Source organism: Pseudomonas sp. B7, assembly GCF_016735645.1.
Taxonomy (GTDB): Bacteria; Pseudomonadota; Gammaproteobacteria; order Pseudomonadales; family Pseudomonadaceae; genus Aquipseudomonas; species Aquipseudomonas glycinae.
In genome coordinates this window covers 131,763-143,752 of record NZ_JAERRE010000007.1, presented here as the reverse complement: position 1 = coordinate 143,752, position 11,990 = coordinate 131,763, and the positions used below count along the sequence as shown (strand labels likewise).

At 61.7% G+C, this 11,990-nt stretch carries 12 protein-coding genes; 11 read left to right on the top strand and 1 reads right to left on the bottom strand.

All coding sequences use genetic code 11. The features are described 5' to 3' along the window. Positions 1–72 precede the first annotated feature (72 nt). From rsfS to JKA62_RS17040, 11 genes are all read left to right on the top strand, one after another. Positions 73–567: a ribosome silencing factor gene (rsfS, locus tag JKA62_RS17090; RefSeq protein ID WP_011336101.1), complete on the top strand. Its 495-nt coding sequence runs from the start codon at positions 73–75 to the stop codon at positions 565–567. A 9-nt stretch (positions 568–576) separates the two neighbouring features. Next, complete coding sequence (rlmH, locus tag JKA62_RS17085) at positions 577–1,044, top strand: 23S rRNA (pseudouridine(1915)-N(3))-methyltransferase RlmH (protein ID WP_009051038.1); 468 nt, start codon at positions 577–579, stop codon at positions 1,042–1,044. Between the two features lie 9 nt (positions 1,045–1,053). Continuing rightward, positions 1,054–2,949: a penicillin-binding protein 2 gene (gene mrdA / locus JKA62_RS17080; RefSeq protein WP_011336099.1), complete on the top strand. Its 1,896-nt coding sequence runs from the start codon at positions 1,054–1,056 to the stop codon at positions 2,947–2,949. Positions 2,950–2,980: 31 nt separating this feature from the next. Beyond that, positions 2,981–4,084: a rod shape-determining protein RodA gene (gene rodA / locus JKA62_RS17075; RefSeq protein WP_050761190.1), complete on the top strand. Its 1,104-nt coding sequence runs from the start codon at positions 2,981–2,983 to the stop codon at positions 4,082–4,084. 17 nt (positions 4,085–4,101) lie between these two features. After that, the gene (gene mltB / locus JKA62_RS17070; RefSeq protein WP_201818742.1) at positions 4,102–5,112 is read left to right on the top strand and encodes a lytic murein transglycosylase B; all 1,011 of its coding nucleotides are present in this window, start codon (positions 4,102–4,104) and stop codon (positions 5,110–5,112) included. Next, on the top strand, positions 5,112–6,119 hold the full coding sequence (locus JKA62_RS17065; RefSeq protein WP_201818741.1) for a septal ring lytic transglycosylase RlpA family protein: 1,008 nt from the start codon (positions 5,112–5,114) through the stop codon (positions 6,117–6,119). Before mltB ends, JKA62_RS17065 begins: the two co-directional genes overlap by 1 nt. Before the next feature lie 183 nt (positions 6,120–6,302). Then, positions 6,303–7,460, top strand: coding sequence for a D-alanyl-D-alanine carboxypeptidase family protein (locus tag JKA62_RS17060; protein ID WP_011336095.1), 1,158 nt, complete (start codon positions 6,303–6,305; stop codon positions 7,458–7,460). An 84-nt stretch (positions 7,461–7,544) separates the two neighbouring features. After that, on the top strand, positions 7,545–7,820 hold the full coding sequence (locus JKA62_RS17055; RefSeq protein ID WP_011336094.1) for a DUF493 domain-containing protein: 276 nt from the start codon (positions 7,545–7,547) through the stop codon (positions 7,818–7,820). Beyond that, positions 7,820–8,467 (top strand): lipoyl(octanoyl) transferase LipB, encoded by a 648-nt coding sequence (lipB, locus tag JKA62_RS17050; RefSeq protein ID WP_011336093.1) that lies wholly within the window; start codon positions 7,820–7,822, stop codon positions 8,465–8,467. The genes JKA62_RS17055 and lipB overlap by 1 nt, the downstream gene beginning before the upstream one ends. A gap of 25 nt (positions 8,468–8,492) precedes the next feature. Continuing rightward, positions 8,493–9,491, top strand: coding sequence for a lipoyl synthase (gene lipA / locus JKA62_RS17045; RefSeq protein WP_162130488.1), 999 nt, complete (start codon positions 8,493–8,495; stop codon positions 9,489–9,491). 173 nt (positions 9,492–9,664) lie between these two features. Beyond that, positions 9,665–10,612, top strand: a complete 948-nt coding sequence (locus tag JKA62_RS17040) for a S66 peptidase family protein (protein WP_201818740.1) — start codon at positions 9,665–9,667, stop codon at positions 10,610–10,612. Between the two features lie 50 nt (positions 10,613–10,662). Here JKA62_RS17040 and JKA62_RS17035 read toward each other — a convergent pair whose 3' ends face one another. After that, a complete protein-coding gene (locus JKA62_RS17035; protein WP_011336091.1) occupies positions 10,663–11,985 on the bottom strand; it encodes a lytic murein transglycosylase in 1,323 nt (440 codons plus the stop codon). Between the last annotated feature and the right edge of the window lie 5 nt (positions 11,986–11,990).

Here is an 11,990-nt window from a genome sequence, read left to right as displayed (position 1 = left end):
ACAAGGCGTGCTTCACTGATACGAATCCACGTGTCGCCAAGCCGCCGAATATATGAGCAAAACGAGTTTTATATGACTGACAAAGACCAAACCAAAGTAAAGCGCAAAGGCACATTCAAGAGCGCCCCGCTGCCAGAGCCGGTCAACGCCAACGAACCGCTGAAGGGCGACGAACTGGTCAAGGTTGCCGTTGCAGCCCTGGAAGACGTCAAGGCCCAGGACATCCAGATCATTGATGTGCGCGACAAGCAGAGCATCACCGACTACATGATCATCGCCACCGGTACTTCCAACCGCCAGATCAACGCGATGCTGGACAAGGTTCGCGAAGAGGTCAAAAAGAACGGCGCCAAGCCGTTGGGCGAAGAAGGCAAGGGCGACAGCGACTGGGTGCTGCTGGATCTGGACCTGGTGATCGTGCACATGATGACTGCCTCTGCACGTCAGTTCTACGACCTGGAACGCCTGTGGGCCGGTGCCGAGCAGAGCCGTGCGGCGGATGCCAAGCACCACAGCCCGGAAAACACCCACGAGCATTTCACCAAGCTCAACAAAGACCAGCTGTAAGGGATTGCTGTGCGACTGCGACTGATCGCCGTCGGTTCACGCATGCCAAAGTGGGTGGAAGAAGGCTGGCATGAATATGCCAAGCGTCTTCCGTCCGAGCTGGCGCTGGAACTGGTGGAAATTCCGCTCAATACCCGTGGCAAGAACGCCGACGTGGCCCGCTTCATCCGTCAGGAAGGCGAAGCCATGCTGGCCAAGGTCGGGCAGAACGAGCGGATCGTCACCCTCGAAGTTCATGGCAAGCCGTGGAGCACCGAGCAACTGGCAGTCGAACTCGATCGCTGGCGCCTGGACTCGCGCACGGTCAACTTCATGGTCGGTGGCCCGGAAGGGTTGGCGCCGGAAGTCTGTGCCCGCGCGGATCAGCGCTGGTCGTTGTCGCCGCTGACGCTGCCGCACCCGCTGGTGCGCATCCTCATCGGCGAGCAGTTGTATCGTGCCTGGACCGTGCTGTCCGGCCACCCTTACCACAAGTAACCCGCCCTCATGTCTCAGCCGATCCGCATCAAGGACCACGAAAAAGACGCCCGTCTGGTGCGTGGTCGCGTCGTGTTCGGCGCAATTGCGGTGGTGGCACTGATCTGCGTGCTGATTGCGCGGCTGTATTACCTGCAGGTGATTCAGTACGAATATCACTCGACTCTGTCGGAAAACAATCGGGTGCATGTCCAGCCGATCCCGCCGACCCGTGGCCTGATTTTCGATCGCAACGGCGTGGTGGTGGCGGACAACCGTCCGAGCTTCAGCCTGAGCATGACCCGCGAGCGCTCCGGCGACTGGCAGCAGGTGCTCGACGTGATCGTCGAGGTGCTGGAGCTGACGCCGGAAGACCGGGTGATCTTCGAGAAACGCATGCGCCAGGGCCGCCGGCCGTTCGAGCCGGTGCCGATCCTGTTCGAGCTGACCGAAGAGCAGATCGCCCGGATCGCGGTGAACCAGTTCCGTCTGCCGGGCGTCGAGGTGGTCGCGCAACTGGTGCGTCATTACCCGCAGGGCGCGCATTTCGCGCACTCGGTGGGTTACATGGGGCGGATCAACGAGAAAGAGCTGAAGACCCTCGATCCGGTCAATTACAGCGGTACCCACCACATCGGCAAGACCGGCATCGAGCGCTTCTATGAAGCCGAGCTGCACGGTCAGGTGGGTTACGAAGAGGTCGAGACCAACGCCCGTGGCCGCGTCCTGCGCGTGCTCAAGCGTACCGATCCGGTGCCAGGCAAGGACATTGTCCTGAGCCTCGACATCAAGTTGCAGGAAGCTGCCGAGGCTGCGCTGGGCGGTCGGCGTGGCGCGGTGGTGGCGCTCGATCCGAAAACCGGCGAAGTGCTGGCGATGGTCAGCCAGCCGAGCTTCGACCCGAACCTGTTCGTCACCGGCATCAGCTTCAAGGCCTACGCCGAGCTGCGCGATTCGATCGACCGGCCGCTGTTCAACCGCGTGCTGCGCGGTCTGTACCCGCCGGGTTCGACGATCAAGCCGGCGGTGGCGATTGCCGGTCTCGATGCGGGCGTGGTGACGGCGTCGAGCCGGGTGTTCGACCCCGGTTACTACATGCTGCCCAACTACGATCACAAGTACCGCAACTGGAACCGCACCGGGGACGGCTTCGTCGACCTCGACACGGCGATCATGCGGTCCAACGACACCTACTTCTATGACCTGGCGCACAAACTGGGCATCGACCGGTTGTCGGCCTACATGAACAAGTTCGGCATCGGCCAGAAGGTCTCGCTGGACATGTTCGAAGAATCCCCCGGCCTGATGCCGTCCCGCGAGTGGAAACGCGCGACCCGGCGTCAGGCGTGGTTCCCCGGCGAAACCCTGATTCTCGGGATCGGCCAGGGCTACATGCAATCGACCCCGCTGCAACTGGCCCAGGCCACGGCGCTGGTGGCCAACAAGGGCGTGTGGAACCGCCCGCACCTGGCCAAGACCATCGAAGGCGAGAAACCGAAGGATGAAAACCCGATGCCGGACATCATCCTGCGCGACCCGTCCGACTGGAACAAGGTCAACCACGGCATGCAGCAGGTGATGCACGGTGCCCGCGGCACCGCGCGCAAGGCTTCGATCGGCGCGCAATACCGGATCGCCGGCAAGTCAGGTACGGCGCAGGTTGTGGCGATCAAACAGGGCGAGAAGTACGATCGTTCCAAGGTTCAGGAGCGCCACCGCGACCACGCCCTGTTTGTCGGTTTCGCGCCGGCGGATGACCCGAAGATCGTGGTGTCGGTGATGGTCGAGAACGGTGAGTCCGGTTCCGGCGTCGCGGCACCGGTGGTGCGGCAGGTCATGGATGCCTGGCTGCTGGATCAGGACGGACGGTTGAAGGCCGAATACGCCAGCCCTATCAGTGCGGAGGCTACGGCCCGTGATGAATAATTTCGATCGCATGCTCTCCAGCGAGGATGTGATGCGTCGCCGGGCGACGCTGTTGCAACGTCTGCATATCGACGGCCCGTTGCTGGTGCTGTTGTTGATTCTCGCGGCCGGCAGCCTGTTCGTGCTGTATTCGGCCAGCGGCAAGAGCTGGGACTTGCTGGCCAAACAGGCCACATCGTTTGGCATCGGTCTGGTGTCGATGATCGTCATCGCCCAGTTCGAACCAAGGTTCATGGCGCGCTGGGTGCCGCTTGGCTACGTGATCGGCGTGGTGTTGCTGATGGTGGTGGACATCATGGGCCACAACGCAATGGGTGCGACCCGCTGGATCAACATCCCCGGGGTGATTCGCTTCCAGCCCTCGGAATTCATGAAGATCCTGATGCCGGCGACCATCGCCTGGTACCTGTCCAAACGTACGCTGCCGCCGCAACTCAAGCACGTCGGTATCAGTCTGCTGCTGATCGGTGTGCCGTTCGCCCTGATCGTGCGTCAGCCGGATCTCGGCACTTCGCTGCTGATTCTGGCCGGCGGCGCCTTCGTGCTGTTCATGGGTGGACTGCGCTGGCGCTGGATTCTCAGCGTGCTGGCGGCGGCGATTCCGGTGTCGGTTGCGATGTGGTTCTTCATCATGCACGACTACCAGAAACAGCGGATCCTGACGTTCCTCGACCCGGAAAGCGATCCGTTGGGCACCGGCTGGAACATCATCCAGTCGAAAGCCGCCATCGGTTCCGGCGGCGTGTTCGGCAAGGGCTGGCTGCTGGGCACTCAGTCGCACCTGGACTTCCTGCCGGAAAGCCACACCGACTTCATCATTGCCGTACTCGGCGAAGAGTTCGGCCTGGTGGGCATTTGCGCATTGCTGTTGATCTATCTGTTGCTGATCGGTCGTGGCCTGGTGATTACCGCCCAGGCGCAAACGCTGTTCGGCAAACTGTTGGCTGGCGCACTGACCATGACGTTTTTTGTTTATGTTTTCGTCAACATCGGTATGGTCAGTGGCCTGTTGCCGGTGGTGGGGGTGCCGTTGCCGTTCATTAGCTACGGCGGAACTTCGCTGGTGACGCTGCTGTCAGCGTTTGGGGTTTTGATGTCGATCCATACCCATCGCAAGTGGATCGCACAGGTTTGAATAAGGTGAAGAGTTCAATGCAAGTAATGCGTGACTGGGCGACACGATACGCACCGTGGCTCGGCCTGGTAGGCATCCTTGGCAGCGCGCAGGAAGCGTTGGCCGGCGATTACGAAGGCTCGCCCCAGGTGGCCGAATTCGTCGGTGAAATGACCCGCGACTACGGTTTCGCCGGCGAACAGCTGATGGCCGTGTTCCGCGAGGCCCAGCGCAAACAGGCGATTCTCGACGCCATTTCCAAACCCGCCGAACGGGTCAAGCTGTGGAAAGAATACCGGCCGATGTTCATCACCGACGCGCGCATCGCCCGCGGTGTGGATTTCTGGCGTCAGCACGAGGCCACACTGGCCCGCGCCGAGCAGGAATACGGCGTTCCGGCCCAGGTGATCGTGTCGATCATCGGCGTTGAGACCTTTTTCGGACGTAATACCGGTAATTACCGGGTGATCGATGCCTTGTCCACGCTGGGTTTCGACTATCCTCCTCGTGCCGAATTTTTCCGCAAGGAGCTGCGTGAGTTCCTGCTGCTGGCGCGCGAGGAGCAGGTCGACCCGCTGACCCTCAAGGGTTCCTACGCCGGGGCAATGGGTTTGCCACAGTTCATGCCGAGCAGTTTCCGCGCCTACGCGGTGGATTTCGACGGTGATGGCCACATCAACATCTGGAACAACCCGGATGATGCGATCGGCAGCGTTGCCAGCTATTTCAAACGTCACGGCTGGGTCGCCGGCGAGCCGGTGGTCAGTCGCGCAGATGTACGCGGTGAGCAGGTGGATGAAGGCCTGACCACCGGCATCGAGCCGACGAAAACCGTCGGGGAGTTGCGAGCGCTGGGCTGGTCGAGTCATGATGCGCTGCGCGATGACATGCCGGTCACCGCATTCCGCCTCGAAGGCGACAACGGCCCGGAATACTGGATGGGCCTGAAGAATTTCTACGCGATCACGCGTTATAACCGCAGCGTGATGTACGCCATGGCCGTACATCAACTGTCTGAACAGCTGGTACAAGCACGGGGCGTCAAGTAATGCGGGCATTGCCTATCAATAAACCCCTGAAGCTGGTGGCTTTCGCTGCGTTGGCGGTGCTGGTCGCCAGTTGTTCGACCAGCCGTTCGCCGAGCCAGAAGCCGACCACCGCCGTGCGTTCGCAGCCGGGCCTGGACATCAACCGGGCCCACAAGGACGGCGCGCCGTGGTGGGACGTCGATGTATCGCGCATCCCGGACGCCACGCCGACCCTGCACACCGGCCCGTACAAGGCCAACCCGTACACCGTGCTGGGCAAGACCTATTTCCCGTTGCAGGAATCCAAGACGTACGTGGCCTCTGGCACCGCGTCCTGGTACGGCACCAAGTTCCACGGTCAGAACACCGCCAACGGCGAGGTCTACGACCTGTACGGCATGAGTGCCGCCCACAAGACATTACCGCTGCCGAGTTACGTTCGGGTGACCAACCTGGACAACAACAAGAGCGTGATCCTGAGGGTCAATGACCGCGGACCGTTCTACTCGGACCGGATCATTGACCTGTCCTACGCCGCCGCCAAGAAACTCGGTTATGCCGAAATCGGCACCGCGCGGGTCAAGGTCGAAGGCATCGACCCGCAGCAATGGTGGGCCGCCAAGGGCCGTCCGGCACCATTGATGCTCAACGAGCCGCAAGTCGCGCAGAATAGCACCCCGGTGATCACGGCCTCGGCCGGCACCGTCGAGCAATGGACCCCGCCGCCGCAGCAGCACGCCGCGGCCGTCGTGCCGGTTCAGCTCGATGCAAAAAAAAACGCTTCTGCACCAGCGTCTGGCCAGTATCTGCAGGTGGGCGCGTTCGCCAACCCGGACGCTGCAGAACTCCTGAGGTCGAAGCTCAGCGGGATGGTGAGCGCTCCGGTGTTCATCAGCTCGATCGTGCGCAATCAGCAGACCCTGCACCGGGTTCGCCTGGGACCGATCGGTTCGCCGGGTGAAATTGCCCAGGTACAGAACAGCGTGCGCCTGGCCAACCTGGGTTCGCCAAGTGTGGTCACCGAGTAAACGTAGGACTTGATTGACGGTTCACCAGCGATTGGGGGGTGAACCAGGTTGTTGGCTCGTCGAAGAACAAAAGCCCGGCAAGGGTGACTGGAGTGAGCAACTGAACACGCGATGGCCCGTTAGAAAGCCATCTGATTAATTTTGTCCGCAAGGGCAGTTTCCATTAGCGATTTCGAGAGACGGATGAACATCACCACCTTTGCCAAACGCCTGTGTCTGCTAGTCCCGCTGCTCCTCTCGCCAGCCGCCTTCGCGGCCGAGATGATGCCGTCGCCACCACAACTGGCCGCCAAATCCTACGTGCTCATGGATGCCAACAGCGGCAACGTGCTGGTGGAGAACAACGGTGACCAGCGCCTGCCGCCGGCCAGCCTGACCAAACTGATGACCGCGTACATCGCCACGCTGGAAATCCGTCGCGGCCAGATCGGTGAAAACGACCCGGTGACCGTCAGCGAAAACGCCTGGCGCACCGGCGGTTCGCGGATGTTCATCAAGGTCGGCTCGCAGGTCACTGTCAGCGACCTGCTGCACGGCATCATCATCCAGTCCGGCAACGACGCCAGCGTCGCGGTGGCTGAACACATCGCGGGCAGCGAAGACGCCTTCGCCGACCTGATGAACAAGACCGTCGCCGATCTGGGCATGACCAATACCCACTTCATGAACCCGACCGGTCTGCCGAATCCTGAGCACTACTCGTCGGCTCACGACATGGCGATCCTGGCGCGCGCGATCATCCACGAAGATCCGGCTCACTACGCGATCTACTCGCAGAAAGAGTTCTTCTGGAACGGCATCAAACAGCCTAACCGCAACCTGCTGCTGTGGCGCGACAAGACCGTCGACGGTCTGAAAACCGGCCACACCGACGAAGCCGGCTACTGCATGGTGTCCTCGGCCGTACGTGACGGCATGCGCCTGATTGCCGTGGTGTTCGGTACCAACAGCGAAGTGGCCCGCGCCGCCGAGACCCAGAAGTTGCTGACCTACGGTTTCCGCTTCTTCGAAACCCAGACCTTCTACCAGAAGGGCACCGAACTGGCTCAGGCTCCGGTGTGGAAAGGCACTACCAGTCAAGTCAAGGCCGGCCTGGCACAAGACCTGACCATGACCCTGCCGAAAGGCCAGCTGAAGAAGCTCGCTGCCAGCATGACCATGAACCCGCAACTGACCGCGCCAATCGCCAAGGGCGACGTGATCGGTAAAGTCGAAGTGAAACTGGACGACAAGGTGGTGCACAGCGCCGACCTGATCGCCCTGGACGCTGTCGAGGAGGGTGGTATCTTCCGCCGCATGTGGGATAGCATCCGTCTATTCTTCTACGGCTTGTTCAACTGATTCGAGTTGACCTGCATGGCCCCGTTCCGATCCGGAGCGGGGCCTTGTTCGTTACCGGGCTTACGCTTACGAGGCCGTTACGCCATGACCGATACCGAAGTAAAGGCGCCAAAGATCGAATTTCCCCAGGTTGATTATCCGGTTAAGGTGATCAGCGATACGGGCGTCGGCAACAAAGACAAGATCATCGACATCGTCAAGAAACACGCCAGGATCAACGATGAGCGTGTCGACGAGCGTCAAAGCAGCAACGGCAAGTACACCACCATCCAGTTGCACATCGTCGCGACCGATCAGGATCAGCTGTACAACATCAACAGCGAACTGCGGGCTACCGGTTTCGTGCACATGGTGCTGTGATGCCGGGCACGCTGGGCTTTCGCGAGCTTGGCCAGATGGCTTACGAGCCGGTCTGGCAGGCCATGCAGCGTTTTACCAACGAGCGTGGCACCACGGCCCCGGATGAAATCTGGCTGGTTGAACATCCGCCGGTGTTCACCCAGGGCCAGGCCGGCAAGGCCGAGCACCTGTTGCTGCCGGGAGACATTCCGGTGGTGCAGGTCGACCGCGGCGGTCAGGTGACCTACCATGGCCCAGGCCAGTTGGTAGCCTATCTGCTGCTGGATGTGCGCCGACTCGGTTTCGGCGTGCGCGATCTGGTCAGCCGCATGGAGCGCTGCCTGATCGAACTGCTGGCCAGCTACGGCGTGACCGCCGTGGCCAAGCCGGATGCTCCCGGCGTCTACATCGACGGAGCGAAGATCGCTTCTCTGGGTTTGCGGATTCGCCACGGTTGTTCCTTTCATGGCCTGGCCCTGAACGTGGACATGAACCTGGAACCGTTTCGACGGATTAATCCCTGCGGCTATGCCGGGCTGGCGATGACCCAGCTGAGCGAGCACGCAGGATCGATTGAATTTGCCGAGGTAAGTGCCCGGCTGCGCGCGCAGCTCGTCAAACACCTCGACTATGCTGAGCAGACGACCCTGACGGGCGGAATCGACTGATATGACTACTGATGCAGTGCAAACCATGATCCCGACGCTCGACGTGACCGAGCGCCCGGCCCCGCGTCCCAAGGTTGAAGCCGGCGTCAAGCTGCGCGGCGCCGAGAAGGTTGCACGCATCCCGGTGAAGATCATTCCGACCACCGAACTGCCGAAGAAACCCGACTGGATCCGCGTGCGCATCCCGGTTTCGCCGGAAGTCGACCGCATCAAGAGCCTGCTGCGCAAGCACAAGCTGCACAGCGTCTGCGAAGAGGCGTCCTGCCCGAACCTGGGCGAGTGCTTCTCCGGCGGCACCGCGACCTTCATGATCATGGGTGACATCTGCACCCGTCGTTGCCCGTTCTGCGACGTTGGCCACGGTCGTCCGAAACCACTGGACGTCAATGAGCCGGAAAGCCTGGCCATCGCCATCGCCGACCTGAAACTCAAGTACGTGGTGATCACCTCGGTTGACCGCGACGACCTGCGTGACGGCGGTGCCCAGCACTTTGCCGACTGCATCCGCGAAATCCGCAAACTGTCGCCGAACGTGCAGCTCGAGACCCTGGTCCCGGACTATCGTGGCCGCATGGACATCGCCCTGGAAATCACCGCGGCCGAGCCGCCGGACGTGTTCAACCACAACCTGGAAACCGTACCGCGCCTGTACAAGGCTGCGCGTCCGGGTTCGGACTACCAGTGGTCGCTGACTCTGTTGCAACGCTTCAAGCAGATGATGCCGCACATCCCGACCAAATCCGGCCTGATGCTGGGTCTGGGCGAGACCGACGACGAAGTCATCGAAGTCATGAAGCGCATGCGCGAACACGATATCGACATGCTGACCCTGGGCCAGTACCTGCAACCGTCCCGCAGCCACTTGCCGGTGCAGCGTTTCGTGCACCCGGACACCTTCGCCTGGTTCGCCGAGGAAGGTTACAAGATGGGCTTCAAGAACGTCGCGTCCGGCCCATTGGTGCGTTCTTCGTACCACGCTGACGAGCAAGCGAAACTGGTCAAGGCCGAGCTGCTCGGTTCCTGATTCGGCGCTGAATGTAAAATGCCCGCCGTGGTTTATCGCCCGGCGGGCATTTTTTTGCCCGGCCTACACGCGTTACTGACTTTTCCTGCAATCTGCGGCGCGGCCGAGCCTCTTCTGTTTGTCGCCGTTCCTGACTACTGTGTGAGCATGACTTCACACAGGGAGATCCATGGATGACCGTTCGACCGACCCACACCCTTTTCCCGCACAAGCCTGTGCCCGCGCTGCCGTCGGAAGGGCTGATAGGCGTCATTGCGCCTGCCGGCCCCGGCACGCTGGACACTGAAAAGGCCGTTCAGTGGATGCGCGCCCGGGGCTACGGTTTGCGGGTGTTCCCTGGCGTCTACGAGAAGGATGGCTATCTGGCCGGCAGCGACGAGGTGCGGCTCAACGATCTGCACGCGGCGTTCGCTGACGAGGAGGTGGATGCGATCATTTGCCTGCGCGGTGGTTACGGCACGCCAAGGTTGCTGGACCGGATCGACTACGACCTGCTGAGCCGTCATGCCAAGCCTTTCGTCGGTTACAGCGACATCACCGCACTGCATCTGGCCATCAGCCGTTATGCCGGTTTCGTGACCTTTCACGGGCCGCTGCTGAATGCCGATCTGCTGGGGGACAAGGAACCGCCGACGGTGACGTCATTCTTCGCCATGCTGCGGGGTCAGTTGAAGGCCGGCAGTGTGCTGAGTCATCCGGCGGCTTATCCATTGACCACCGTGGAACCCGGCATTGCCCACGGGCGTTTGCAGGGAGGCAATCTGGCGATGATCGCCGCGACCCTGGGCACGCCCTACGAAATCGACGTCGAAGGGGTGATTCTGCTCATCGAGGACATCAACGAGCCGCTGTACCGGATCGACCGCTTGCTGACCCAGATGCGTCTGGCGGGCAAGCTGGCCAGATTGCGCGGCGTGCTGGTTGGGGATGTGGCGGGCGTGGATGTCGAGGCCTTGAACCGCTTGCTCAAGCAGACTTTTGAACCGCTGCGGATTCCGGTGCTGTCCGGCTGGCGCATCGGGCACTGCGATCCGAACCTGACGCTGCCGCTGGGGGCGCTGGTTCGACTGGATGCAGGGAAGAAAGAATTGATGCTGGAACAGGATGTAGTGATTCGCTGATCGAGCCACAAAAAAAGACCGCCGCCTGAAGAGGCGGCGGTCTTTTGTCTTTACTGGTTACGCAGGCTTTCCAGCAGTTTGTGCGTCGGATAACCGTCCGCCGGCCAGCCGAATGACTGCTGCGCACTGCGGATCGCCTTGCGCGTATTGGCGCCGATGATCCCGTCTGCCGCACCGGCGTCGTAGTTGCGCGCAGTGAGCAGGTTTTGCAGTTCGATCCGCTCAGTGCGGCTCAGCGGCAGGTCATCCTTTGGCCAGGTGCCATTGATCAGGCCGGCACCGTTGAAGCGCTCGGACAACAGGCTGACGGCCAGTGCGTAGGACGACGAGTTGTTGTACTTGAGGATCGCCCGGAAGTTGTCGAGGATCAGGAACGCCGGTCCGCGATAGCCGGCCGGCAGCAGCAGGGCAGCGGACAGTTGCTCGGAACCGGCTGGAACCTGGCCGCCGTTCGGCAGGATCACGCCCAGTTGCCGCCATTCAGCAACGCTTTTACGAATCGCGCCGTCGGCCAGGGTGTAGTTGAAACCGCTTGGTAGCTGGACTTCGAAGCCCCACGGCTGGCCACGCTGCCAGCCGGAGCTTTGCAGGTAATGCGCGGTGGATGCCAGAGCGTCAGCCGGGCTGCCCCAGATGTCGCGGCGACCGTCACCGTCGAAGTCCACGGCGTGGGTGTTGTAGGTGGTCGGGATGAACTGGGTCTGGCCCATGGCGCCAGCCCAGGAACCGAGCATTTTTTCCGGCGTGATGTCGCCCTGTTGCAGGATCTGCAACGCCGCAATCAACTGCGCATGGGCAAAGCCCGGGCGGCGGCCTTCATAGGCCAGAGTGGCCAGCGAATTGATCACCGACTTGCTGCCCTGGAACTGGCCGAAGTTGCTTTCCATCCCCCACACCGACACCAGCGCCTGGCGATCGACACCATAGCGCTGCTCGATGCTTTGCAGGATATCGGCGTACTGGCTGATCAGGGCCTGGCCTTTGCGCACGCGCAAGGGCGAAAGGGCACCGTCCAGGTATTCCCAGACGGGCCGGGCGAATTCCGGCTGGCTGCGGTCGGCGCGAATCACGCTGGCATCGAAGCTGACATTGGCAAATGCGCGGTCAAACAGGTCGGCACGGATGCCGGCGGCCAGAGCTTCCTTGCGGAAACCGGCCTGCCATTCGGCAAAGGTCTGGGTCGGTTGCAGGTCGAGGTTGTCACCGGACGGCACTACCGGCGGGAGGATCGCTGGGGCTGTGGCAACGGGGGCGGTCTGAAGCGGTTGAGCGTCGGCGGCGGTGGGTTTTTCCGCGCAGGCGACGAGCAGTACGAAGCTGGAGGCAGCGATCAGTTGGCGGAAGGGCCAACGACGGGAAAGACTGAGGGGCATGCACA